The sequence below is a fragment of the Nitrosomonas ureae genome, assembly GCF_001455205.1.
GTDB classification, from domain to species: Bacteria; Pseudomonadota; Gammaproteobacteria; order Burkholderiales; family Nitrosomonadaceae; genus Nitrosomonas; species Nitrosomonas ureae.
The window spans coordinates 2479913-2504537 of record NZ_CP013341.1 but is presented as its reverse complement, the minus strand read 5'-3'; the positions used below and the strand labels follow the sequence as shown (position 1 = coordinate 2504537).

At 43.6% G+C, this 24625-nt stretch carries 24 protein-coding genes; 9 read left to right on the top strand and 15 right to left on the bottom strand.

The features are described 5' to 3' along the window. Positions 1-7 precede the first annotated feature (7 nt). A complete protein-coding gene (locus ATY38_RS11550) occupies positions 8-709 on the top strand; it encodes an SDR family oxidoreductase (RefSeq protein ID WP_062559435.1) in 702 nt (233 codons plus the stop codon). 74 nt (positions 710-783) lie between these two features. Here the strand turns inward: ATY38_RS11550 and ATY38_RS11545 are convergent, their stop codons facing one another. From ATY38_RS11545 to ATY38_RS11535, 3 genes are read right to left on the bottom strand one after another with little or no spacing between them, the layout of a single operon-like run. Then, positions 784-1617, bottom strand: coding sequence for a metal ABC transporter permease (locus ATY38_RS11545; RefSeq protein WP_062559434.1), 834 nt, complete (start codon positions 1615-1617; stop codon positions 784-786). Beyond that, complete coding sequence (locus ATY38_RS11540) at positions 1617-2435, bottom strand: metal ABC transporter ATP-binding protein (RefSeq protein ID WP_062559433.1); 819 nt, start codon at positions 2433-2435, stop codon at positions 1617-1619. The genes ATY38_RS11545 and ATY38_RS11540 overlap by 1 nt, the downstream gene beginning before the upstream one ends. After that, entirely contained in the window at positions 2413-3381 is a 969-nt protein-coding gene (locus tag ATY38_RS11535; protein ID WP_062560194.1) for a metal ABC transporter substrate-binding protein, read from the bottom strand. Before ATY38_RS11535 ends, ATY38_RS11540 begins: the two co-directional genes overlap by 23 nt. A 128-nt stretch (positions 3382-3509) precedes the next feature. Here ATY38_RS11535 and ATY38_RS11530 point away from each other — a divergent pair, with 128 nt between their 5' ends. Together ATY38_RS11530 and nikR are read left to right on the top strand one after the other, a co-directional pair. Continuing rightward, complete coding sequence (locus ATY38_RS11530; protein ID WP_062559432.1) at positions 3510-5588, top strand: TonB-dependent receptor; 2079 nt, start codon at positions 3510-3512, stop codon at positions 5586-5588. Between the two features lie 101 nt (positions 5589-5689). Continuing rightward, the gene (gene nikR / locus ATY38_RS11525) at positions 5690-6151 is read left to right on the top strand and encodes a nickel-responsive transcriptional regulator NikR (RefSeq protein ID WP_062559431.1); all 462 of its coding nucleotides are present in this window, start codon (positions 5690-5692) and stop codon (positions 6149-6151) included. Between the two features lie 76 nt (positions 6152-6227). On the opposite strand, the gene yut is transcribed toward nikR, so the two are convergent. The 9 genes from yut to ATY38_RS11480 all read right to left on the bottom strand — a co-directional run bounded on the left by yut (position 6228) and on the right by ATY38_RS11480 (position 14156). Beyond that, the gene (gene yut, locus ATY38_RS11520; RefSeq protein ID WP_062559430.1) at positions 6228-7211 is read right to left on the bottom strand and encodes an urea transporter; all 984 of its coding nucleotides are present in this window, start codon (positions 7209-7211) and stop codon (positions 6228-6230) included. A 112-nt stretch (positions 7212-7323) separates the two neighbouring features. Next, on the bottom strand, positions 7324-7959 hold the full coding sequence (gene ureG, locus ATY38_RS11515) for an urease accessory protein UreG (protein ID WP_062559429.1): 636 nt from the start codon (positions 7957-7959) through the stop codon (positions 7324-7326). Positions 7960-7976: 17 nt separating this feature from the next. Continuing rightward, complete coding sequence (locus ATY38_RS11510) at positions 7977-8654, bottom strand: urease accessory protein UreF (protein WP_062559428.1); 678 nt, start codon at positions 8652-8654, stop codon at positions 7977-7979. Positions 8655-8666: 12 nt separating this feature from the next. Continuing rightward, a complete protein-coding gene (gene ureE / locus ATY38_RS11505) occupies positions 8667-9194 on the bottom strand; it encodes an urease accessory protein UreE (protein WP_062559427.1) in 528 nt (175 codons plus the stop codon). Positions 9195-9321: 127 nt separating this feature from the next. After that, complete coding sequence (ureC, locus tag ATY38_RS11500) at positions 9322-11028, bottom strand: urease subunit alpha (RefSeq protein WP_062559426.1); 1707 nt, start codon at positions 11026-11028, stop codon at positions 9322-9324. A gap of 33 nt (positions 11029-11061) precedes the next feature. After that, complete coding sequence (locus tag ATY38_RS11495; RefSeq protein WP_062560193.1) at positions 11062-11370, bottom strand: urease subunit beta; 309 nt, start codon at positions 11368-11370, stop codon at positions 11062-11064. A 37-nt stretch (positions 11371-11407) separates the two neighbouring features. Further along, positions 11408-11710: an urease subunit gamma gene (gene ureA / locus ATY38_RS11490; protein ID WP_062559425.1), complete on the bottom strand. Its 303-nt coding sequence runs from the start codon at positions 11708-11710 to the stop codon at positions 11408-11410. A gap of 89 nt (positions 11711-11799) precedes the next feature. Continuing rightward, positions 11800-12747 carry an urease accessory protein UreD gene (locus ATY38_RS11485; protein ID WP_082633035.1) on the bottom strand — a complete coding sequence of 316 codons (948 nt, stop codon included), beginning with the start codon at positions 12745-12747 and terminating at the stop codon, positions 11800-11802. Positions 12748-12788: 41 nt separating this feature from the next. Further along, the gene (locus ATY38_RS11480) at positions 12789-14156 is read right to left on the bottom strand and encodes a hypothetical protein (RefSeq protein WP_235590279.1); all 1368 of its coding nucleotides are present in this window, start codon (positions 14154-14156) and stop codon (positions 12789-12791) included. 736 nt (positions 14157-14892) lie between these two features. Between ATY38_RS11480 and ATY38_RS11475 the strand changes: the two genes are divergently transcribed. Beyond that, positions 14893-15948 carry a class I fructose-bisphosphate aldolase gene (locus tag ATY38_RS11475; RefSeq protein ID WP_235590278.1) on the top strand — a complete coding sequence of 352 codons (1056 nt, stop codon included), beginning with the start codon at positions 14893-14895 and terminating at the stop codon, positions 15946-15948. 81 nt (positions 15949-16029) lie between these two features. Here the strand turns inward: ATY38_RS11475 and ATY38_RS11470 are convergent, their stop codons facing one another. Together ATY38_RS11470 and ATY38_RS11465 are read right to left on the bottom strand one after the other, a co-directional pair. Next, positions 16030-16707 carry a tetratricopeptide repeat protein gene (locus tag ATY38_RS11470; RefSeq protein ID WP_062559424.1) on the bottom strand — a complete coding sequence of 226 codons (678 nt, stop codon included), beginning with the start codon at positions 16705-16707 and terminating at the stop codon, positions 16030-16032. 83 nt (positions 16708-16790) lie between these two features. Further along, the gene (locus tag ATY38_RS11465) at positions 16791-17540 is read right to left on the bottom strand and encodes an ankyrin repeat domain-containing protein (RefSeq protein WP_062559423.1); all 750 of its coding nucleotides are present in this window, start codon (positions 17538-17540) and stop codon (positions 16791-16793) included. Positions 17541-17891: 351 nt separating this feature from the next. Between ATY38_RS11465 and ATY38_RS11460 the strand changes: the two genes are divergently transcribed. The 5 genes from ATY38_RS11460 to purD all read left to right on the top strand — a co-directional run bounded on the left by ATY38_RS11460 (position 17892) and on the right by purD (position 23393). Beyond that, positions 17892-19064 carry an FAD-dependent monooxygenase gene (locus ATY38_RS11460; protein ID WP_062559422.1) on the top strand — a complete coding sequence of 391 codons (1173 nt, stop codon included), beginning with the start codon at positions 17892-17894 and terminating at the stop codon, positions 19062-19064. A 179-nt stretch (positions 19065-19243) separates the two neighbouring features. Beyond that, positions 19244-20251, top strand: a complete 1008-nt coding sequence (gene dusB, locus ATY38_RS11455) for a tRNA dihydrouridine synthase DusB (protein WP_062559421.1) — start codon at positions 19244-19246, stop codon at positions 20249-20251. A 3-nt stretch (positions 20252-20254) separates the two neighbouring features. Further along, positions 20255-20497, top strand: coding sequence for a helix-turn-helix domain-containing protein (locus ATY38_RS11450; protein WP_062559420.1), 243 nt, complete (start codon positions 20255-20257; stop codon positions 20495-20497). Beyond that, on the top strand, positions 20494-22053 hold the full coding sequence (gene purH, locus ATY38_RS11445) for a bifunctional phosphoribosylaminoimidazolecarboxamide formyltransferase/IMP cyclohydrolase (RefSeq protein WP_143023470.1): 1560 nt from the start codon (positions 20494-20496) through the stop codon (positions 22051-22053). The genes ATY38_RS11450 and purH overlap by 4 nt, the downstream gene beginning before the upstream one ends. 14 nt (positions 22054-22067) lie before the next feature. Beyond that, on the top strand, positions 22068-23393 hold the full coding sequence (gene purD / locus ATY38_RS11440) for a phosphoribosylamine--glycine ligase (RefSeq protein WP_062559419.1): 1326 nt from the start codon (positions 22068-22070) through the stop codon (positions 23391-23393). A 6-nt stretch (positions 23394-23399) separates the two neighbouring features. Here purD and flgL read toward each other — a convergent pair whose 3' ends face one another. Then, positions 23400-24608, bottom strand: a complete 1209-nt coding sequence (flgL, locus tag ATY38_RS11435) for a flagellar hook-associated protein FlgL (RefSeq protein WP_062559418.1) — start codon at positions 24606-24608, stop codon at positions 23400-23402. Positions 24609-24625 lie beyond the last annotated feature (17 nt).

The window sequence follows — 24625 nt, the reverse complement described above, 5'->3', positions numbered from 1 at the left end:
AAAAACGATGAAGAAAACAGTACTCATTACAGGTTGCAACCGCGGTATCGGGCTGGAATTTGTGCGTCAATACGCTATGAATGACTGGTGTGTCATTGCTTGCTGCCGCAACCCGATGTCAGCCGATGCATTGAACCGTTTAGCCGCGCAACATCCAGACCAAATCAATATTTATCCATTGGATGTCGCTAATCATTCGCACATTGAACAGTTAGCACAGACGCTATCCGGGAATGCCATTGATTTATTGATCAATAATGCCGGTATTTACCCACCGGAATCAGGCGATGCTTTCGGAATGACGGATTACGAAGCATGGACACATACCTTTGCAGTGAACACCATGGCACCGTTGAAAATGGCTGAAGCATTTCTTCAACCGATTGCCGACAGCAATCTGAAAACCATCATCACCATTACCAGCAAAATGGGCAGTATCGCAGATAACCGGGGCGGCGGCAGTTACATCTACCGTTCCAGCAAAGCGGCGGTCAATATCGTCATGAAAAGCTTGTCGATAGATTTGAATCCCAAACAAATCACTGTTGTCCTGTTGCATCCCGGTTGGGTAAGAACCGACATGGGTGGCCCGAACGGTTTAATCTCAACCGAGCAAAGTGTCACCGGCATGCGCCACGTTATCGATAACCTAAAATTCGAAGACTCCGGAAAGTTTTATGCTTTTGACGGACAAATTGTGCCTTGGTGAATACATATCCAATCAGATAACAGTCTGCATTACTCCGAATATTGCAGCCAACTAAAACCAGCTATCCGCGCCATTCAACATTGCCTTGACCGATAAACGTTACGCAAAGGTTTCACCAGCATCGATAAGCCAAACACCAACACGCTGAACAGCACAATAGTTGTACCGGAAGCGACGTTGAAAATATAACTCAAATACATACCCATTACGCCGGTCACCGCGCCGATGATGGTCGAATAAATAATCATGCTGCTAAAACGATCCGTCAGCATTCTCGCAGTCATGGCCGGGGCAATGAGCGTGGCGGCGACCATGGTGACGCCAATGACATTCAGCGACGCGATGACCGAGAATGTAAGCAACAATGAAAATAGCCATTGCACGGAATCGGTTTTGATACCAAATACACGCGCCGCTTCATTATCGAAAGTGGAGAACAGTAATGCGCGATACGTGATGAACATGGTAATCAGCGTGAAGAAAGCGACCAGCCCGATGATCATCAAATCCTGTTCTGTAATTCCAAGAATATTGCCAAATAAAGCTGCTTCGAAGTTTTGTTTAAAATTCCGCATCTTGCTGACAATTGCCACACCCAGGGCGAACATCGCCGTGGTTACTATCCCGATCGCAGCATCCAGTTTGATTTTATTGTTTTTAGTAATTTTGTTGATGATGAATGCGGCGAGTAATCCCATCGCGCACGCGCCCGCATAAAAATTCAGATTCAGGGTGATACCGATTACTGCGCCACCAATTGCCGCATGAGATAATCCGTGACCGACATAACTCATGCCGCGTAGCACGACGTAAACTCCGATCAGGCCACCGGACGCACCTACCATTAACGCTGCAAGCAAGGCATGACGGAAAAATTCATACTCGATCGGTTCCAGCAGAAATTCCATCAGGGATGCTCATCAATAAAATTGAGCGGCGTGCTATTAGCGATCAGGAGATGTCCTTCGGATTTTACAATGACAATATCACCACCATATGTTTTAGTCAGGATTTCGTTGGTAAATATCGTATTCGGCCGACCTTGGGCAACCATCCCCCGATTGAAACAAATAACCCACGGCAAGTGAGATGCCACCGCATTTAAATCATGCGTGGTTAATAATATGGTAATACCCCCACTATTGATATCCCCCAATAAATGCAACACCTCGTGCTGAGTCTTGATATCCACCCCGGAAGTCGGCTCATCCAGAATCAGAAGCTTGGGATTGTTGATCAACGCGCGCGCCAGAAACGTGCGCTGTCGCTGCCCCCCTGATATATCGCTGATATGGTTTTGCAGGCAATCGTCAACACCTAATCGATGCGCAAGGTCCCGAATGCACGCCCGCTCCTGCTTGCTGAGCCAAGGCCATATACGCCCATTGGTATAAAGCCCCATGGAAATGACTTCTTCAACCGTTACCGGAAAATTCCAGTCAACACTGCCAAGTTGCGGCACATAACCTATCGTGCCTGGCCTCACTTTATCCACGGGATAGCTATAGAGCTCCACCTGTCCTGCACTCACAGCATGGATCCCCAGAATAATTTTCAGCAACGTCGATTTACCACAAGCCGTGGGACCGACAATTCCGGCAAATTGACCTGCAGCTATCTCTAAACAAAGGTCGTTAAATACTACATTTTGATCATAACGAGCAGTAACGTCGATCAATTTTACCGCAGGAACTAAAGGTGAATCAGAATGCAATGTTGCTGGCATCAATGTTGGCCATACAGGTTGGATTACCGCCTAAGGCTTCAGTCATGGTAATCATGTTACCGGCCATCATACCGATGAAAGAGTTATTAGGCCCTGCCGGGAGCTCATCATCCGAGAGTTGATCGATAAATTTGGCTTTTGCTTCCCGGGCAATTTGTTTCATCACTTTGCTGGGAAAAACTTCCGAACCAAATATGGCTGGCACCCCTGTTTCCCGGATTTGTTTAATGATGCTGATAACTTCTTGGGGGCCGGGCTCGGAGAAATCGGAAGGTTGAATTGCTGCGATAACTGTCATGCCATAACGTGGCGCAAAATAGGCAAAAGAGTCATGATAGGTTACCAGCTTACGGTTATTTTGAGGAATCGTCTCAATACAATTGAAAATGGCCTGATCCAGCTTCTTTAATTTGGTCAAGTAAGTTGCTGTATTTTCCTGATAATGCGCTTTATTGGCAGGGTCAAGCGTAATCAGGTTGTCTTTTATTATTTCTGCATAACGCATTACCAATTCAATATTTAGCCATAAATGGGGATTAGGGTGTCCATGTTCGCGGGGAAAGCTAAAATCATACTGCCAGTCCGCTTCTTTTAGCGTAAGGTTTCCTAATTGCAGAATCGAAGTTTCAGGCCTTTTTACCTTTCTCGCCAGTTTTAATGTAGGCAATTCCAGATCAAGGCCATTCACGATAATCATGTCAGCTGCCCGTAATATTTTTATGTCCGAAGGAATAGGCTCAAACGTATGGGAATCGGTACCATCAGGAACGATTCCGGTTACTTTGATGTGTTTTCCACCGATATTTTGCACGATGTTCGTGATCGGCGAGACCGTGGTAACAATTTCCGGTATTTCATGAGCGCTGGCTGCGAATACCGAGTTTTGCAAACAAAGTAGCAGCAAACATAAAAAAATCCCTGTAATTCTATACGTTATAAATTTCATAACCACGCTTCCCTTAAATAACATTCTTCTTTTGTATGAAAAAAAAACAATTTATCATACATTTTGAATTATTATGAGTCTCCATAAGGATTTTAACTAATAAAACATGTAATTTTATGGAGAAAAACATGCAAAAAATAACTACCCTGTCGTCCGTATTACGGCGGTTTATCCAAGGAGGTAGTATTCTATCATTGAGTTTGACATCCTTATGGGTCGACGCCGCAGGCATTCCAACCCTTAACGAAATACTCGTTCGTGCTAACGCGCGGGAATTAATCGGATCGGCCAATTCCGCCAATGAAGGCACTGTCCTTAAGCATCAGCTCGATCTGCGCACGGTTTATCGTCCGGGAGAATTACTCGAAACAGTACCGGGTTTAATTGTTACGCAACATAGTGGCGAGGGCAAGGCCAATCAATATTTTTTGCGCGGATTTAATCTCGATCATGGCACAGACTTACGAATAACCGTCGATGGCATGTTAGTCAATCAACGTTCGCATGGTCACGGCCAAGGTTGGGCAGACACCAACTTTATCATTCCTGAATTGATAGGCAACTTGCAATATATGAAAGGACCGTATTACGCTCATCAAGGAGATTTCTCCTCTGCCGGGGCTGTCAGTATGGGCTACCTCGACAAGCTACCCAAGGGTATCGCTAGCTATGGTTTAGGGCAACAAGGATTTATGCGGGGGCTGGTAACTAAATCGCATGAAGTCGGACGTGGTAATGTTTTGTATGCGGTCGAACTGCTCACTAAAGACGGCCCATGGGTTAAGCATGAAGATTTCAAGAAATTTAATGCAGTATTGCGTTATAGCCAAGATACCGGGCCAACCAAATTCAATGTTACCGCGATGGGCTATGGCGGAAACTGGAATTCTACCGATCAGATTCCGGCAAGAGGGGTAGCCAGTGGCTTCATTCCACGATTGGGTGCCATAGATCCCAGTAGTGGCGGGGAATCGCATCGATTTAGTCTCTCGACTGCATTGCAACATTCAAGCCGCTATGGCATCACCCAATTCAACTTGTATACGCTTCACAGTAACTTGGCATTATTTTCAAATTTCACCTATTTTCTGGATGATCCCGTAAATGGAGATCAATTTTCTCAGATTGATAAACGTTTTCAGTCGGCAATGAATGTAGATCATCTTTGGGTCAGCAGGATTAAGGGGATCGAAATCGAAAATACGGTGGGTGTCCAGTTTCAGAACGACGTAATCAATAATGGACTGTTGAGCACCAAAGAGCGCCAAACTTTGTCAACTACGCGAAAGGACCATATCAATCAGAACAGCGTGGGTATTTTTTATCAGAATAGCATTCAGTGGCTGGAAAAATTTCGTAGCGTGGCTGGTGTCCGTTCAGATTATTATTGGTTTGATGTTAACAGCAATCTCAATGTAAACTCGGGTAACCGCTACGATAGTATGACAAATCCCAAATTGGGTCTGATTTTTGGCCCTTGGGTACAGACGGAATTGTATTTTAATTATGGCAGTGGATTTCATAGCAATGATGCACGCGGAACGACTTCTATCGTTGATCCCAAATCAGGGGATTCGATTAACAGGGTTAATCCATTGGTGCGCTCGACCGGCTATGAAGTCGGGGTTCGTACCGCCATAATTCCGGGGCTACAGGCCTCCTTTGCCGCATTCCGACTGGATCTTGATTCAGAATTGTTATTTGTGGGCGATGCCGGAACAACTGAGGCCAGCCGTCCAAGTAAGCGGGAAGGGTTTGAGGTTTCACTGTTTTATATGCCCAAGGATTGGTTAACGATCGATATTGATTATGCATTGGCGCGCGCGCGTTTTAGTGATGACGATCCCAGTGGAAATTACATACCTGGCGCAATTAGAGGAGTAGGCAAGATGGCGGTTTCCGTCGATAACATTGGCCGGTTTTTTGGTAGCATGCAGGTACGCTATTTTGGCAAGCGCTCATTGATAGAAGATAACAGCGTACAATCCAATCACACCGTAACGCTTAATGGTCAAATCGGGTATAAAATTGGCAGCAATGTGCGCGTAATCCTGCAAGGATTCAATTTACTTAACACGCATGCACATGCAATTGATTACTACTATGCTTCCAGGCTTCCTGGAGAACCTACAGATGGCGTCAATGACGTGCATTTTCACCCGATTGAGAGCTGTTCACTGCGGGTCAATTTGGTAGCCAACTTTTAACTGACAAAATAAATTAAAAATCCCTTAAATTGTTTGCTGATGTACGATTTTATGTTTTTTCAGATAATCGAATTCTTGTCATAATTCCTGAGGAGTGTTGTATGGAGCGTTTTACTATTTCAATGGATGATCAGCTTTTTAAACAATTCGATAAACTTGCGCAGGCACGTGGTTATGATAATCGTTCAGAAGCGATTCGTGATCTTGTCAGAGAATATCTGGAAACCGCGCGCCTGCAAAAGAGCAACCAAGGCTATTGTATTGCCACGCTGAGTTATATCTACAATCATCACGAAAGGGATCTGGCCAGCCAGGTAACTTCGGCCCATCACAGCCATCACGATTTGACCTTATCGAGTATGCATGTCCATATGGATCACGATAATTGCCTCGAAGTTGTCATTCTTCGAGGAACGATTCAGGATGTCAGGACTTTTGCAAACCAGATAATTGCCACCAACGGTGTGCGGCATGGTAAGTTGCACATTGTACCGATTGAATTTGCCCAGGAACATCACTCCCACTCGACTGCTGCGCATACGCATAGCAGTCCGTTGACTTAACTTTCTAACAATAACCTTGTGAAAATAAAGAACCCAGTTTTAGTAACGAGGTTTTAGCTTCAGAATTTTGTCATATTCAGTGTGAATTTCCCCAATATTTGGATTTGCTGGCAGCAAATAGAAACATCCACATGACCAAAACAAAAGGAAATGTCAGTGTCGGTAAGCCAATCGGTGCAAGGAAATTAGCTAAACCGGCCTGGCAAATCACAGTTAAAACTCCCGCCAATAGAGCCAGAATTGCAGTGCCTGTAGTAGGCTTGAGGAAAACCCAACCAACCGCCATCATTGTCAACACCGGATTAAATGCATAGAGTCCCATTTCAATCAGTGTCTTATCGGCCCCTAAGCAGATAGGCAAGGCTACACCAACTATTGCACCAGCTAGCGCCATGGATGCACCGCGCAATGACGTAATTGCAATACCGGTAAGAAACAGGATACCTACAATAACGCTATCGGCAAACATCACTTCGGCGACGCCTTTGGTTACGGCTGTATACCAGGCCTCGGCCGCATCTTGCGTAAGAGTCGCAAACTCCGCTGCAACCACTGAGGCCGCCGCAATGTCAGCGGGAATGCCTGGTTCCGGCAATACAGGGCCACGCGCAAATCCGTCAAAAGAATAGACGGCCACCATAAACATCCAGCATGTTAGAACAAAGGGGGATGTTGATGCGGGAATGTTATAAGGCTGCAAGATCCGCATCAACGCAGCGAGCACAATGGTCGATAAAATCGAGGCAAGTACAACAAGTACCCAGAGTTGTGGCGTATTTTCCAGGAACAAAAATAGACAAGGACCTACCAAAGTTCCATTAAAGCCGTATAACCCTGCATCAATATCATCATCAGAGAAGCCTAATAAATATGCAGCAACCGTACTGCTGATGACGCCCACAGTCGCGGCAAGTCCAGCAGTGATCCCGCCAACATATAAGGCAATTAGAAAAATAAGACCGGTAACCGCATTGCAACAGAAAAACACTTGCCCTACGCCTCTGAAGATAACACGCAAAGGTTTGGGTATTGCCTTGTCAATCGATAAAGACCAATCCATGATGATTAGCTCCTAAAGTTTATGCAAAAAAGAAACTACGGTAACTAAATAAAACACTAATTTACTGAATCACTCATGCCAGGATTGACAGTAAGCTTGTGAAGGACATCGATCAACCTGTTCGCTGTTTCACTTCTTCCAGCAATCCTTGCTTCACAATAAAATCAATTATTTGATCAACACCTTCGCCAGTTTGCAGGTTAGTAAACACAAATGGCCGATCGCCTCGCATTTTTTTCGCATCTCGCGCCATCACATCCAAATTTGCTCCGACATAAGGTGCCAAATCAATTTTATTAATAACCAGCAACGCTGAACGTGTGATGCCAGGCCCCCCCTTACGCGGTATTTTCTCACCGGCTGCGACATCAATGACATAAATGGTTAGATCGGAAAGTTCCGGGCTAAAGGTGGAAGCTAAATTGTCCCCGCCGGATTCAACCAGAATAAGATCAAGATTGGGAAAATCGGCTGTCATGCGCGCAATGGCCTCAAGATTGATTGAAGCATCTTCCCGAATGGCGGTATGCGGACATCCCCCCGTCTCCACACCCATCAAACGCTCCGGAGGCAGCGCATTGGCGCGCAATAAAATCTCCATATCTTCCTTGGTATAGATATCGTTCGTAATAACAGCCATCTCGTAACGATCACGCATTTTCTTGCTTAAGGCCTCACATAAAGCCGTTTTTCCTGACCCTACCGGACCCCCGATACCCACTCGAAGAGGATTTGATTGTTTGTTCACGTGTAATACCTCAAAAATTATGACCGATAAACTCTACTATATTGGGTTTCATGTTGCATCGACAACAATGATAACCCTGGCGCCCAATTCGACAACTCGTCATCGTTGAGTTGCTGCGCACGTACTGATACTTCTTCAATCACTGTATGCAACGATAATAAAAGACTTTGTCCGGAAACCTGCCCAAGTGGCACTGATTTAACGCAAACTAACACTTGATTCTCAACCAATGAAAACAGCATTCCTAGCAATGCTGCTTCATGAGGCACTCCCAGAGCTTCTGCGACGCATGCAAATGCGGTAGGCAAAGGTATTTCGGATTGATCGGCTAAAATCGCATGTAGTGAATCGTCTGCAATCTTAAGATCCGTGACCAGTTTCCCTAAAGAGTACCCCATCTGTATTGTTTCCGCACGAAACTCTGCGGTATCTCGTGCTGCAACAAAACATTCAGTCCAGTAGCTAACGGTCTCCACATCGCGCTCGGCAAATGCTTTAAGTAAACGCCAGACGATTGGCGCTTCGAAATCCGCGATGATATTCAAGGCCTCCGAAATCCACACACGCGCAGAACTCTCATCATGCACATCACCCTTCTCAATGGCGGATTCCAGGCCTTGCGAATACGTATAGGCACCAATTGGCAGCGATGGACTTGCGAGTTGCAGTAAGCGCAGCAATAAAGTGGATTGCACAGTGAATGACTCCTAAGATTGCGAGTCGGAAGGTCTGTGAATCTTTTGGCGTGCTGGTATTGGTGCAAGCGGACCATGCGCATGATAATGGCCATCATCGCCATGGTGATGATGCCCTCCTCCACCATAAGCGCCTGATTCCGGTTCAAATTGCTCATCCTCTTCTATGACAGAAGCACCCAACCCCTCCAGCATTTGTTTCAAGACAGCATCTTGATGAATGCGCAGAAAAGCTTCTCCAACTTGGGTTTGCGTATGCCGATTACCCAAATGAAAGGCACACCGTAATAAATCATGTGGCGTCTGGCAAGTCACCCGATAAGTGGGCTCTTTAGCGGCAATAATCTGCACCACTCGCCCGTCATCGCTTCTAAGAAGGTCATTATTACGTAATATTGTGCCTCGCCCAGTAAAAATCGCCACTTCCTCACCTGATGCAAGCGTCGCTCTTAGCCGACTGTTTTCACGCATTTCGTAAGGCAAAACGAGTTGCGCATATACTGAGTCTGCATGATCTATTTTCTTATTCAGCGTAAGCATTTATGTTACCGTAAGTCATTAATTATACTGCAGCTATCAAAGAAACAAATGTCGTGATAGCTGCTCATCAAAATGAAAAATCCTTGTTCTTGTGCTACTCGTTAAAAAAGCAAGGTAAGAAATGCACCTAAAACAGGAAGTAGCGTTGTGCCATTGGCAACACGTCTTCAGCGCCGCACGTCAGCAATTGCCCATCCGCACGGACTTCATAGGTTTCCGGATCAACTTCCATTTTAGGAGTTGCGCTATTATGAATCATGTCTTTCTTGCGCAAGTTTCGGGTATTCTTAACCGCAATAATATCTTTGTCCAGCTTCAGTTGATCAATTAAATTAGCATTAAGCGCAGCTTGCGAAGCAAATGTAAAACATGATGTTTTGATCCCGCCTCCATATCCTCCAAACATGTAGCGATAATGTACCGGCTGAGGTGTTGGAATCGATGCATTAGGATCACCCATCAGCGATGCTGCAATCATTCCCCCTTTCAATATCATGGATGGTTTTACACCGAAAAAGGCAGGTCTCCATAATACAAGATCTGCATATTTACCGACTTCTATCGAGCCGATTGCATGTGCAATGCCATGTGTGATGGCCGGATTAATTGTGTACTTGGCAACATAACGTTTTACACGAAAATTGTCATTCCTTGAGTTATCTTCTTGCAATGTACCGCGCTGTATCTTCATCTTATGCGCGGTTTGCCATGTACGCAACACGACTTCACCAATGCGTCCCATTGCTTGCGAATCCGAGGACATCATAGAAATTGCTCCCATGTCATGCAAAATATCCTCAGCGGCAATCGTTTCTTTCCGGATACGTGACTCTGCAAAGGCAACATCCTCCGGAATATTGGCATGTAAATGATGGCACACCATCAACATATCCAAATGCTCATCAAGAGTGTTGACCGTATAAGGACGAGTCGGATTCGTAGACGAGGGTAAAACATTCTCCTGGCCAACGACTGCGATAATATCCGGCGCATGACCTCCACCTGCACCTTCGGTGTGAAAAGTATGAATAGTCCGATCTTTCATGGCAGCAATGGTATTCTCCAAATATCCGCCTTCATTAATAGTGTCGGTATGGATAGCGACCTGTACATCATATTTATCCGCCACATCCAGGCAATTATCGATCGCGGCATATGTGGTACCCCAATCCTCATGGAGCTTCAGGCCACAAGCTCCGGCAAGTACTTGCTCTTCGAGCGGTGTAGGCAGGCTGGTATTACCTTTACCGAAAAAGCCTGTATTCATTACTAGCCCATCCGATGCTCTTAGCATCGAATGAATATGCCAGGGACCGGGCGTACAGGTAGTTGCCGCTGTTCCAACTGCAGGTCCGGTACCGCCGCCCAGCATGGTAGTGATGCCGTTCATCATGGCGTCTTCGGCTTGTTGCGGAGAAATGAAGTGAATATGGGTATCAACACCGCCCGCGGTAACAATCGAATTTTCACCCGCAATAATCTCAGTCGCTGAACCAATTGCCATCGTAACATTCGGCTGAATATCCGGGTTACCGGCTTTTCCGATATTAGCTACTTTGCCATTCTTGATCCCAATATCCGCTTTTACAATCCCCCAGTGATCGATAATGATAGCATTGGTAATGACGGTATCCATAACATCCGCATGATTTCGCTGTGATTGTCCCATGCCATCCCGAATTACTTTACCACCACCGAATTTCACCTCTTCTCCATACGTAGTGAAATCTTTTTCAATTTCTATAAATAGCTCTGTATCGGCCAGACGAACACGATCCCCGGTCGTTGGACCCATCATCTCAGCATAGTTTCGACGGGAAATTTTTACGCTCATTTTCTTACTCCTGTAAAATTATTGCGATACAAACTATTTAAGTTTGCCCATCACTTTTTGGTTAAATCCATAAACGATCCGATCTCCCGCAAGCTCAACAAGCTCAACCGTTCTTTCTTGTCCTGGTTCGAAACGAATAGCTGTCCCGGCCATAATATTCAGGCGCATACCATAGGCAGCTTCTCGATCAAATTTCATCGCGGAATTAACTTCATAAAAATGAAAATGGGAGCCTATTTGTATTGGGCGATCCCCTCCATTTGAAACGGTTAGAGATTTAGTGTTTCTGCCCACGTTTAATTCTATTTCACCCGCCTCAGTAAATACTTCACCTGGAATCATTGGCACTCTCATGGCGATCTCCTATACTTTAAATTAGCTAAACAATCGGATTATGAACAGTCACCAGTTTTGTACCATCTGGGAACGTTGCTTCAACCTGAATATCCGGAATCATTTCAGAAACACCTTCCATGACATCAGAGCGAGTTAATATTCTTTGCCCGGCAGCCATAAGTTCTGCCACTGTCCGACCATCTCTGGCCCCTTCCAGTACAGCACAGGTAATCAGAGCAACTGCTTCAGGATAATTCAGACGTAAACCACGCGCTTTACGTCTTTCTGCGAGTAATCCGGCAGTAAATATCATCAGCTTGTCCTTCTCTCTCGGTGTTAAGTCCATAGTTCTTCTCCTGGGTAAAATGACGCTTACAATTTTAAAACTGCTGCAGCATCGTCAATGTAAAAACACTACAATTAATTATTAAGGAATCACGTATTCCACATCCGCGGCACAATAGCAGCACATCCGATTAATTCCGGTCGCAGCAAACCCCAGACACACAACATCACCTGTTTTGCCACTTCACTTGAATCACCCAAATAACGCACCACCAAAGCAGATTTAAGCTGCGACATTCCGACCTGGTCAGCTCGCTTTGTGATTTTATTTGTTTCTTCTCGAGCCAGATCAATCATTGGCTGGGATATTGTTTTTCCAGTCAGAATCAGTGTTGCACAGACTGTTTTTCCAGATAGTGCCAAAGCGCCACTCATCGCAGAGCTCTCGCCAAGAAGATGTATTTGCTCCAGCCAGATCAATTTGTTATTTCTCTTGATGCTGGTACGTTGCTTGATTTGACCGTTACTGAACGTTTCACCGTAGGCGGTCCTTCCAAAACACAATATTTCACAACTCACATAAACTGCATCATCTTCCAGGATTACCTGATGATCAATTTCTACGTTTGCATTGTTGTAAAAAATGGTTTCCTGCGGCACCCACTCAAGAGAGCCGCCTTTTTTTACATTGACTCTAATTTTCTGGTGTGAAGTATGGCCGTTAGCTTTGTACCATTTGGCAGCACCGGGTGTAATTATCTGTGCATTGGCAAATGCATCAACTTGAGCTGAAATTTCCAGCTGATCACCGCCCACAACCCCACCTGGCGGATGAATAATCACTACATGGCAAATCTTTTGTCCTTCAGGGTAAAAAGGTTTCTGTACCAGTAAAGGACCGAAGTGTTCTCGTTCTACGAGGCGCGTTACTCCATCCATTTCAGCGAATTTGAGTGATAATCTTGCTTGGAGTGGCTTATGCTCTGAAGCTACGTTTGAGGTGGATATAACAGCATCAGTTGGCTGCTTGAAATCACTTGGAATAGTAGAGTTCCGTTGCTTGATTTCTGATTCTTCTGAATAAGTGGATAGCAACATAGTTTTTTCCAGTATTAATGGAGAAAAGATTACAGAAGACCCTAAATTTGTAACTGGAAAGAGATTTTAAAAACATCAAGTGTTGGACCCGAGATTCCTGGCGCATAATTTAATCCTTTCATCAGCAGATCCCCATGCTGATAATATGCTGAAATACGTGCATTAAATCCATCGATAATATAGTTTAGACCCGTCTCAATTTCTTCTCGATTACTGCTAGCATTGGGTTGGACGCTGGTAAATCTGCCATAAGGCTGAAAATGCCCTATGCCAATTTTAGTTGGAAACATATAAAGACCGGTTACTGTCCACGACTTGCCATCGAACATGCAGAAGCAATCACGATCAGAAAATGCCGCAGTCGAGTAGTTAGCATAAAATTGTTTATACTCAGCATTTAAAGTAGTAACGCCCATATTTTTAGGCAATACTTTCTCGAATAATAAGTCGCCGGTAAAACCAAGAAAATCACTACGATTTATGAACGAGCCGGCGCCATTCTTTTGATAAGACATACCAAATGCGAGCGCTAAAATGTCTCCAGCCTTTCCATAATACGTACTGGAAGTGTAATAACCGGGGTTTTTTTCCGGATTCAGAAAATTATAGGTAACACGCGCAGCTGTCAGTATAGTGCCGCCCGGATTGGGGCCTGCAATTTTCGAGGATTCCAAGCCACGAAAAACTCCCACTGCATAACCCAGTGTGCCTGGAATAATACCAGGCTCTGCATTACCCCAAAAAGTTACACCGTCGTCACGGCCGTAACGACCTGCACCACCATCGCCAAACTTAGTGCTGAAATCTTGAGAAAAGAAAGGAGTTTTGAATGCATCATGAGTAGCCTGAAAAAAAGGGCCGCTTAGTTCCCCTCGTTCCGTGGGTGCCAACATACGCCCCCCCCATACATTAAAGTAGCGGTTGTACTCAAATTTAACAATCGCATCCAGAATGTTGTAGGACATCTTTGGATTTTCACCAGAGGCGGTATTGTTACAAAAGAAGCACTCGGTATTCACTTCGAATTTGAAGTGCTGATTAAACTGTCCATTGAGATAGAGACGCGCATTGTCATTGCTGTAAGCGCCATCATTCAGATTTCCAGAATTTGGATTTTCCGTCCATAACCCTGTACCGCGATACCCTGCTCCTAAACTAATCCATCTGTTTTCATTCGTTTCCACCTTGAGCATTTTTTTAATCGGTGCAGTTGCTCCGGCCATCGAATAGGCTTTCGGTACAGATAAAAGAAAAACACTCATCAGTAGAACCGTAAGGAAAAACCATGTCCATACCTGTTTTATCAATTTTTTATTACCTATATGGAAACTATGCCGGTCGAACATGATAAATGACTCCAAATTTGTATTCTCGATTTTCATTTGAAAGTTGCTATTGTCTTTATGCATGAGATTGCTCGTTCCCTAATATAGACTAATCCAATTGAATGATTAAACGGTCGATGATTGTTATTGCAAAAATAAGCAAAAAGATTCTATCGCAGAATTTCTATTAATTACATTTGGTAATACTTTTTATATGTTTAGTATGATTAATTGTTAACAAGTCACTAATAATTCGGTGGCTCTCAGTTCAACGCTTTCTTTTTAACCGAGGTATGCTGATTTTCGTAAACTTCGAAGTTTTGTAAAATGAGAACATGAAATGAAGAACAAAAATGGAATAACTGTTTGCCCAGTATGACCAGGTATTTCGGGATCAATGCGAAAGTTACTAATACAAAACACAAGACTCTAAATCAGTGAATACAATCTATAATCCTATAGCTCTTGTCACGATGATCGACAAGATAGTACGAACGGCGCAGCCGATTTTGGATACATGGTCGAGAGGATCATAGGGGTTATGTGAGTCGAAATGCTCACATAACAATGAACAATTATTGAAAAGGAATGGAATGCTGATAGGTTATCCAAGCAGATAAATCATGTGTGGCAAAACAGGTCGAGCCGCAAGAATGTTAACCTGAATTTCTACCAGTACACCAGCACTTCAGACACAATGCGGGGTAGGAATATTCTTGGTAGAGTCTCGTTTGCAGGAAGGTTAGGTACAAAATACGGCCGATTCCTTTATTGCTAAAACATGCATTATCTCTTGTCAGATCGGGAGGCATCCATATAAATGAAAATGACTGATATTACTGCGATTCTGGGCAACGAAAGCGAACAACTTCTCAATCATATTTGCAATACGATTCCTAAACATAACTTGCAGCTGCCAGGTACCGATTTTGTCGATCGTGTGATGGCATTGAGCAATCGAAAACCAAGTGTTTTGCGCAATTTGCAGGCACTTTATCATCGGGGACGATTATCCGATACAGGTTATTTATCCTTGTTGCCTGTAGATCAAGGGGTGGAACACTCGGCAGGCGCATCGTTTGCACCTAACCCAATGTTTTTTGATCCGAAATGTATTGTTGAGCTTGCTATTGAAGGTGGCTGCAATGGTGTCGCCTCCACTCTGGGGGTATTGGCGATCGTGTCACGTCAGTATGCACATAAAATCCCTATGATTCTTAAAATCAACCATAATGAATTGCTGACTTACCCTAATAAATTCGATCAAACGCTATTTGCGAGTATTGATCAGGCCTTCGACATGGGAGCTTGTGCAGTGGGGGCAACTGTATTTTTTGGTTCGGATGAATCGCGTCGTCAAATTCAAGAAGTTTCAGCAGCATTTGAACATGCGCACGATCTAGGTATGGTCACCATATTATGGGCGTACACTCGAAATAGTGCGTTTAAAACTGCAGACAATGATTATCATGTCAGCGCCGATCTAACGGGTCAGGCTAATCATCTGGCAGTCACCATCGGTGCAGATATCGTTAAACAAAAAATGGCTACCAATAACGGTGGCTATAACGCAATAAAATTCGGCAAAACTCACCCCAAAGTATATAGTGAACTCACAACAGATCATCCGATTGATCTCGTGCGCTATCAAGTCGCAAATTGTTACATGGGACGGATCGGCATGATCAATTCGGGTGGTGAATCGGGCAGCGATGATTTGCACCAAGCCGTTAGAACTGCCGTAATTAACAAACGTGCCGGAGGAATGGGGCTCATCTCCGGGCGCAAAGCCTTTCAAAAACCTTTCGCTGAAGGTGTCAAGTTGCTTCACTCGATACAAGATGTGTATTTGTCGCATGAGGTAACTATAGCTTGAGAAGGGTAGTTGGAATGTAGCAGGTCTAACCCGATATGACAGTCACGCGATCAAATCGGGACTGTCCTGTCAACAATACAATCACTTGGAATGTGATTGCTGTATAGCATCCAAATTGCTCCGTGCTTCTTCATTTCCTTGCGCAGCTGCTTTCTCAAACCATTCGATCGCTTTCTTCTCATCCCTTGCCACGCCTTCTCCGGTAAAGTACATGGCACCTAAATTATTTTGTGCATCTACATGTCCTTGTTCTGCAGCCTTCTTAAATAACTCGACAGCTTGTTCCATGTCCTTAGGCACGCCCTCACCATTGGCATACATAAGCCCTAAATTGAATTGCGCATCGGCATAACCCTGCTCCGCCGCACGGTAAAACCATCCGGCCGCGAGCTCAGGATCAGTATTTAATACCTGCCCGGAAGCTGTCTTGGAAACAGCATCGCCCGTATAATACATCACACCCAAGCCATTCTGGGCAACTGGATCTCCAGCTCTAGCATCTTCCATGAGCGCCTTAAATTTTTCCGCAGCAATATTTTCATCACCAACATCTGACGGCATAATCTGTTCCTTCAGCGCAGCCTTCTCATCTTCCGTCAAACCCTCACTCATAAATGATGGAATCTCACCCATCTTGGTGATTTCACCCATGGGGTTTGGTATTGCGCTATCTTCTGATTTATCACTTTTTGTCTCTTCACCGCAACCATGTAGCAATAAAATCGCTGCCGCAAGTAATAAAACAGCAAAAACTTTCATTTATATTTTCCTTTATTTCTCAAGTTAAACAATATAAAAAATACACTATAACAACTCGATGAGAAGTTGTGTATTGATAGTTACTAACGAGCACCAGCCTTTTTTAACAATTCAGTAATTTCCCGATGTTGATAGCGACTGGCAAGCATCAATGCAGTCATTCCATTACCTGCTTTAAGATTAAGATTGGCATTTGCTGCGATCAGCGAATAGACAACTCTCAAATTACCATGTTGAACTGCAAGCATTAATGCAGTAGCGCCATTTTCCAACTGATAATCTACTTCGGCTTTTGCATTAACCAAGATTTGAATGGTCTGCTGATGACCTTCTTGCGCAGCCAGCATCAGAGCTGTCATACCATCTGCCCGTTTAGCATTTACATCTGCCTGAGCATCTAACAACAAAGTAATGACTTTCTTTCTATCTTTCTCGGCAGCCAGCATCAATGCCGTGCCATCTTCTTCAGAAACAGCATTTACATCAGCTCCGGCTCTTAATAAAATCTCAACCACCTGATCACGACCATCTCGGGAAGCACGCATCAAAGGCGAGAGACCGTCATATACTCTTAAATTTACATCCGCGCCGGCTTGTAGAAAGCGCTCTACGATAGCGGAATTTCCCTTATTTACCGCTGCTAGAAAAGCTGTATTCAATTCTTTCGGGTCTATTTTTTGATTCTCAAGAATATTATTTACCAAAGAAAAATTTCCCTTGTCTGCGGCAGTAATCAATTCATCATCAACATCCCCTGACCAGGCATCGAAAGCTAGAAAAGTCAGTAAAAACATAATTCCTGTTATAAATTCTTTTTTAAAAAATCTTATCATGCAAAATTTCCTATAATCATTCAATTATTTTCATGCGGAGAATTCCAGAATTCTAATTAGCTTATCGGTTTTGTATTTATTAATCGAATAGAAGAATTATACAATTTAAATAATTTTATTACCGCCATGTAACCCGGAATTCTATTATCTATTACATTTCAATATCATGTGCTGTATGCTATTGCTGCACAGGGTGTATTAATCTACTGCCCAATAAAAAATCTGATGCAAATTGCTAATTTGATAGATATGAATCGGAACGTTTTGAATGTAGTATCTTGGTTGGTCATGTGATTACGGTTAAGAAGCCAAAGTTCTTACTCTGGAAATAATTCGAAAAAATTAATTTTTATGATCATTGATCATTATGACATCGTTATTGTTGGTGGTGGCCCGGTAGGCATGGCATTAGCGCTTGGCCTACATGATAGTGGAATATCAAGCCTGCTTCTGGAAGCTCGCGGACTACCTGAAAAAGACGAAGATCCGCGTCCATTGGCATTATCGCATGGCAGTTATCTGATATTGCAGCGATTGAAAGTGTGGGATAAGTTAATACATAATACCCCGATCCGGACAATTCATATTTCCAATCGCGGCAGTTTCGGGCGTACTATTTTGGAATCTCAGGATGCCGGTGTTCCTGCGTTAGGCTATGTAGTGAATTATCATGATCTTTTTAGTGCCATGCATGCGCAGCTAACGACCGCGCAATCCAAATATATTGCCGGTGCTTTAGTTACCCGAATCGATACTACTGAAAGCTCGGGCAATGTATTCTTTGACCATTACGGACAATCAAAACAAGTAACCGCTAAGCTGCTTGTTCTGGCTGATGGCGGCCAACTTACCAAACAAATACCCGACATTAATTATCAATCCTATGACTATCAGCAATGGGCTGTAGTGGCAAATATCAGAGCTGAGAATAAGCAAACGGGCATCGCTTATGAGCGCTTTACGCCGGATGGACCTGTTGCACTACTTCCCAATGATTCGGATTTTTCTTTGGTATGGACTGTAGCTCCAGAAATTGTAAAGAGAATTACCGAATTGAATGACAGATCTTTTTTATTCCAGCTACACCAACATTTTGGCGATAGACTCGGAAAATTTATTGGCGCGGGGAAAAGATCGGCATTTCCGTTATCACTTAAATATGCCGCATCCTCCGTATCGCAAAGAATTGCACTCATCGGCAATGCAGCCCAAACTTTACATCCGGTTGCAGGACAGGGGTTTAACCTGGGCTTGAGAGATGCCTATGAATTAACACATGAAATCATTCACACGAAAAATGTATCGCAAGAGCTCGGCGCACCCACCATGCTATCCAGATTCCACCAGAAAAGACAAAAAGACAGCAACGCTGTTAGAATCTTTACCGATACTTTGGTCAAGCTATTTTCCAATGATAATAAAATACTAAACCAGGCTTATGGATTCGGTTTAAGCACTTTGGATTGCTTGCCGCCGCTTAAACGCTTTGTTGCGCGCCGCATGATATTTGGCGCAAAAGGATAACTTCGATCTTTGTTCCACGGTCAATTTGACAAAGGTTATAATAAAGCCCGTAAGAGAATATGAAGATATAATTCCATTTTCCTGATTGAGCTTTAAGCTGTTTTCTACAAACTTTCAAATAACAACAATACTCAACATCAGATCTAACCTACTATTAATAATCTCCATAAGATGTTTCCATGCAAATTGGCCCTCACATTCTAAAGAATAAGTTGATTGTTGCTCCAATGGCCGGTGTTACCGATCGACCGTTTAGGCAGCTGTGCAAATCAATGGGTGCCGGCATGGCCGTATCCGAAATGGTGTCAAGCAACTCTCTGCTCTGGGGTTCTAAAAAAACACAGCGCCGAGCGAATCATGAAGGAGAAGTTTCTCCCATTTCTGTTCAAATTGCTGGCGCTGACCCGCAGATGCTTGCAGCAGCGGCACAGTATAATGCAGAAAATGGCGCCCAGATTATCGATATCAACATGGGATGTCCGGCAAAAAAAATATGCAATGTCATGGCGGGTTCAGCGTTATTACAGGATGAAAAATTAGTAGAAAAAATCCTAATTGCGGTAGTTAGAACGGTTGATATTCCAGTAACCCTTAAAATCCGCACCGGATGGGATAAACAACATAAAAATGCATTATCTATTGCACATATTGCAGAAAACTCAGGCATTCAGGCGCTTGCAATTCATGGTCGGACACGGGCGTGCGCTTACACTGGCACCGCGGAATACGATACCATAGCCGCGGTGAAGGCGGCAGTTAGAATTCCTGTCATCGCAAATGGCGATATCACTACCCCGGAAAAGGCAAAACAAATCCTAGTCTATACTAAAGCGGATGCGATCATGATTGGCCGCGCTGCCCAGGGAAGGCCCTGGATCTTCCGGGAAATAGATCATTTTCTTACAACAGGCCAACATCTCCAGTCACCTGAGGTATCTGATATACATCGAGTTTTAATTAATCATCTGCATGATTTATATCATTTCTATGGCGAATACTCGGGTGTTCGCATCGCACGCAAACATATATCCTGGTATACCAAAGGACTCATAGGATCCGCCGGATTTCGTCAGGCGATGAACCAGTTACCAACCAGTGATCAGCAAATTTCTGAAACCAATAAATTTTTTACCCAATTAGCTAAAAAAGGCCAAAGATTGAGTTACATCAAAGAGGGGAGTAATTAGTTTATGAGCGCAGTAAAGGAGAATGAAATTGCATCATGCATACGGAATACCATAGGTGGGTATCTCAATGATCTGGATGGAGAAAAACCGGGAAATATTTATAGCATGGTAATTCAAAGTGTTGAAAAACCTTTAATAGAAGTTGCCATTCAGCATACCCAGGGCAATCAAACACAAGCGGCTGAATTACTTGGAATTAACCGCAACACATTACGTCAAAAAATGAAACAATATCAGATTAAATGATTATTAAACAAGCACTCATCAGCGTTTCTGATAAAACCGGAATCATTGACCTAGCCCGGAAACTCACCCATTACGGCATCAAAATTATATCTACAGGTGGTACTGCGAAATTATTAAATGAGGCCGGAATATCCGTTATTGAAGTTAGTAATTATACTGGCTTTCCGGAAATGCTGGATGGTCGGATTAAAACACTTCACCCTAAAATTCATGCCGGTATTCTCGCACGTGATGATTTTCCTGATCATCAGCAGGCGCTTGATCAAGCATCGATATTAAATATCGAATTGGTAATAGTCAATTTATATCCATTCAGACAGACAATCGCAAAACAAAACTCCACGCTCAGTGATGCGATTGAGAATATTGACATTGGGGGCCCTACAATGATCCGGGCAGCTGCCAAAAATTATCAGAAAGTCGCTGTAATAACCGATCCCTTGGATTATTCTTTACTCTGCGACGAACTGGAAGCTAGTAATAAATCGATCAATTCGGCCACTCGTTTTAAGTTGGCCCAAAAAGCTTTTGCACATACAGCTTCGTATGACAGTGCTATCAGTAATTATTTGACTGCATTGGATGAAAACTTTCTCCATAAAGATTTCCCAGAATCGCTTCATCTGAATTTCAATATCGCACAAAATTTACGCTATGGAGAAAATCCTCATCAAAAAGCAGCATTCTATCGAGATTCGATCATAACTTCTGGTGGTTTGGGGAGTTATCAACAACTACAAGGTAAAGAATTATCCTACAATAACATTGCAGATACCGACGCAGCTTGGGAGTGCGTTAAAACATTTGATAAACCAGCCTGTGTAATCGTGAAGCATGCTAATCCTTGCGGAATAGCCATTTCTGAATCAGTACTGAATGCTTATCAACTTGCATTCGCAACCGATCCGGTTTCTGCTTTTGGCGGCATCATTGCTTTCAATCGAATCATCGACAAAGATACTGCAGAGGCAATTCTTAAACAATTTGTTGAAGTGATTATTGCACCGGAAATTTCACCTGAAGCACAACAGTTACTATTACAAAAAAATAATATTCGAGTATTGATGGTACCGTTACAAACAGAAAGCTCTATCTATGATTTAAAAAAAGTCAATGGCGGACTTCTTGTTCAAACACCGGATTTTTCTAATATTACCGCAGCCGATCTGACGATAGTGACTAAAGTAAAACCCACTGCGCAACAATTGGATGATTTATTGTTCGCATGGCGAGCAGCAAAGTTTGTTAAGTCCAATGCTATTGTATTTTGTCGCAACGGCCAAACAATCGGCATTGGGGCAGGTCAAATGAGCCGGATTGACAGTGCACGGATTGCATCTATAAAAGCTCAACAATCGGGTTATACACTTACAGATTCTGTTGTCGCGTCGGATGCATTTTTCCCCTTCCGCGATGGTTTAGACGTTGTAGTACAAGCAGGAGCCACAGCGATAATTCAACCTGGTGGCAGTATTCGGGACGACGAAGTCATTGCTGCCGCGGACGAACAAGGCATTTCCATGATATTCACAGGCATCCGTCATTTTAGACATTAGAAAATCTCTATATCATGAAGTTATTAGTTATTGGTGGAGGAGGCAGAGAACACGCGCTGGCATGGAAATTAAGCCTCTCATCACGCGTGCACAAGGTATTTGTGGCGCCTGGAAATGCGGGTACTGCGCTTGAACCTGGGTTAGAGAATATTCCCATTACTTCAATCCCTGAGTTAATCGAATTTGCACGGAAAGAGCATATTGCAATCACCGTTGTCGGACCAGAAATACCGCTTGCTGCAGGTATTGTTGATGCATTCCGGGCCGACGGCTTAAAAATCTTTGGGCCAACTCAACAAGCGGCACAGCTCGAGACTTCAAAGATTTTTGCCAAGAAATTCATGCAGCGACACCAGGTCCCTACCGCATCCTACATGAGCTTCACTGATGCTGAATTAGCGCATCAATATATTGATCAGCAGCCTACCTCTTTAGTAATTAAAGCAGATGGCCTCGCGGCAGGAAAAGGTGTCATTGTTGCACAAACCCATGAACAAGCACACTCAGCTGTGGATGCCATACTGGTCAATAAAGATCTTGGCACTGCGGGATGCGAAATTATTATTGAAGAATTTCTCCAGGGTATAGAAGTCAGCTTTATCGTCATGACTGATAGTCTCCATATCCTCCCGATAGCAACCAGTCAAGATCATAAACGTCTCTATGATGAAGAATTAGGCCCTAATACTGGTGGAATGGGTGCATACTCGCCCGCCCCTTTTATTTCACCCGATCTGCACGCACAAATCATGCGAAATATCATCGATCCTGTCATTAGCGGATTAAGGCAAGAAAGCATCCGCTATACCGGTTTTCTTTATGCCGGCTTAATGATTACAGAGGATGGCCATGCAAACGTACTGGAATTTAACTGCCGTCTGGGAGACCCGGAAACGCAACCTATCATGCTTCGTTTAAAAAGCGATCTGTTGACACTCATTGAGCATGCTATAAATGGAACGCTAGACAATGCTGATATCGAATGGGACGAACGTGCCGCGCTTGGCGTGGTAATGGCGGCGCATGGTTATCCGGCGAACACGAGAAAAAATGATGTCATTCATGGCCTGCATGATCTTATCGATCAACAAAAGAACAATGATAATTTTCATATTTTTCATGCCGGAACGATCATGAAAGGAACAGAAGACAACGAAATTCTCACTGCAGGAGGGCGGGTTTTATGCGCAACGGCATTAGGGGAAAATATTAAAACCGCTCAGCAAAATGCTTATAAGCTCATCGAAAAAATTTACTTCGAGGGTTATCAAGTTCGCCATGATATCGGCTATCAAGGCATTAATTATCAGGAAAAAATTAAGCAAGAAGCAATTGAGTAAGTGTTTTCAAATATAATTGAACAAGGATAACCCGGAAATTTTAATATAAGATTGTTGTGCAGCTTGGAGATACAGTTGCTGTCTTTGAAAATCTGAAATTACCTTCGACAGATCAGCATCTTGCAAATCAGAAAGTAATTTTTCAAATTGAATATTTTGATCATCACCAACGCTTTCCAAGCTGTCTATTTCATTCATCCGAGCTCCAATAGCGGACTGCTTTGTAAGTACATGCTCCAAACTGTTGTTAATATTTTGAAGCGCTGTATTTAAGCTATTTGACAATCGCGTGCTTCCCGGTTGACTGCTGGATGGTGTTTCGAGCGCCGTAATCAAGTCGCTCACAGTTTCAAAAATACTTTGATTACTGCTTGGAGAAACTGTAAATCTATCTCCATTCGCCGGATCTCCAGTAATACTCAATTGTATTCCGTCAAAACTGATCGCACTGTCACTGGTGTAAGGATTACCTGACGAAACCGCCGACCCTGTGGTTACGTTTACAATGTCATAAGTTGTTACACCCGCTGCAACAGTAAAATTAATCTCGTAATTAGCACCTGTAAGATCAGCTGGTACGATCACTGATCCCTTGTCGATGATACCAGTACCATTGTTTAATGAATCGGCTGCGGTTGAGAAAATACCGTTTCCGTCCCTTATACGCTCAAAAACATCGATGCCAGAATCGCTGACAGGAAGTTGGCGTGCCGATCCAACTTGATTCATTCTCTGTCCCTGATCTCCCGCATACTGCACATTAAGACCCGTTTGCACAAAAGGCTTTGTATTAGCCTGATATCCCGAAAATAAGAATTGTCCATTCTCATCCGTGGTATTGGCTAAACCCACTAATGAATCAAACTTACCACGCAATTCCGTAGCAAGGATCTTCTTATCCGCATCGTTTAGCGTCGAATTTCCCGCATAAACCGCTGAGTTATGCACGCTCTGAAGAATCGAAGTTACTTGCTTGAGTACATTCTCTTCCAGCCCCAATGAGGAGCTTGCACTGGCACGATTAACAGAAAATTGTTTATTCAGTGCTGCTGCTTGTGTAACATTCAACGCCTGTGCCGCAGCAATTGGATCATCTGAAGGTGTCAGGATTCGTTTACCGGTAGATAGTTGCTGTTGGGTCTTAACTAAGTTGCCCTGGTTCTGGAGCATCAAATTAGTCCCGGTTTCATGAATTGTTTGTGTACTGACGCGCATGGTATGACCCTCAGCTT

Excerpts from the sequence above, each read along its gene's own strand:
- ATY38_RS11550 (WP_062559435.1), top strand. The coding sequence starts at position 8 with ATGAAGAAAACAGTACTCATTACAGGTTGCAACCGCGGTATCGGGCTG.
- ATY38_RS11545 (WP_062559434.1), bottom strand. The coding sequence starts at position 1,617 with ATGGAATTTCTGCTGGAACCGATCGAGTATGAATTTTTCCGTCATGCC.
- ATY38_RS11540 (WP_062559433.1), bottom strand. The coding sequence starts at position 2,435 with ATGCCAGCAACATTGCATTCTGATTCACCTTTAGTTCCTGCGGTAAAA.
- ATY38_RS11535 (WP_062560194.1), bottom strand. The coding sequence starts at position 3,381 with ATGAAATTTATAACGTATAGAATTACAGGGATTTTTTTATGTTTGCTG.
- ATY38_RS11530 (WP_062559432.1), top strand. The coding sequence starts at position 3,510 with ATGCAAAAAATAACTACCCTGTCGTCCGTATTACGGCGGTTTATCCAA.
- nikR (WP_062559431.1), top strand. The coding sequence starts at position 5,690 with ATGGAGCGTTTTACTATTTCAATGGATGATCAGCTTTTTAAACAATTC.
- yut (WP_062559430.1), bottom strand. The coding sequence starts at position 7,211 with ATGGATTGGTCTTTATCGATTGACAAGGCAATACCCAAACCTTTGCGT.
- ureE (WP_062559427.1), bottom strand. The coding sequence starts at position 9,194 with ATGCTTACGCTGAATAAGAAAATAGATCATGCAGACTCAGTATATGCG.
- ureC (WP_062559426.1), bottom strand. The coding sequence starts at position 11,028 with ATGAGCGTAAAAATTTCCCGTCGAAACTATGCTGAGATGATGGGTCCA.
- ATY38_RS11495 (WP_062560193.1), bottom strand. The coding sequence starts at position 11,370 with ATGATTCCAGGTGAAGTATTTACTGAGGCGGGTGAAATAGAATTAAAC.
- ureA (WP_062559425.1), bottom strand. The coding sequence starts at position 11,710 with ATGGACTTAACACCGAGAGAGAAGGACAAGCTGATGATATTTACTGCC.
- ATY38_RS11485 (WP_082633035.1), bottom strand. The coding sequence starts at position 12,747 with ATGTTGCTATCCACTTATTCAGAAGAATCAGAAATCAAGCAACGGAAC.
- ATY38_RS11480 (WP_235590279.1), bottom strand. The coding sequence starts at position 14,156 with ATGCATAAAGACAATAGCAACTTTCAAATGAAAATCGAGAATACAAAT.
- ATY38_RS11475 (WP_235590278.1), top strand. The coding sequence starts at position 14,893 with ATGAAAATGACTGATATTACTGCGATTCTGGGCAACGAAAGCGAACAA.
- ATY38_RS11470 (WP_062559424.1), bottom strand. The coding sequence starts at position 16,707 with ATGAAAGTTTTTGCTGTTTTATTACTTGCGGCAGCGATTTTATTGCTA.
- ATY38_RS11465 (WP_062559423.1), bottom strand. The coding sequence starts at position 17,540 with ATGATAAGATTTTTTAAAAAAGAATTTATAACAGGAATTATGTTTTTA.
- ATY38_RS11460 (WP_062559422.1), top strand. The coding sequence starts at position 17,892 with ATGATCATTGATCATTATGACATCGTTATTGTTGGTGGTGGCCCGGTA.
- dusB (WP_062559421.1), top strand. The coding sequence starts at position 19,244 with ATGCAAATTGGCCCTCACATTCTAAAGAATAAGTTGATTGTTGCTCCA.
- ATY38_RS11450 (WP_062559420.1), top strand. The coding sequence starts at position 20,255 with ATGAGCGCAGTAAAGGAGAATGAAATTGCATCATGCATACGGAATACC.
- purH (WP_143023470.1), top strand. The coding sequence starts at position 20,494 with ATGATTATTAAACAAGCACTCATCAGCGTTTCTGATAAAACCGGAATC.
- purD (WP_062559419.1), top strand. The coding sequence starts at position 22,068 with ATGAAGTTATTAGTTATTGGTGGAGGAGGCAGAGAACACGCGCTGGCA.
- flgL (WP_062559418.1), bottom strand. The coding sequence starts at position 24,608 with ATGCGCGTCAGTACACAAACAATTCATGAAACCGGGACTAATTTGATG.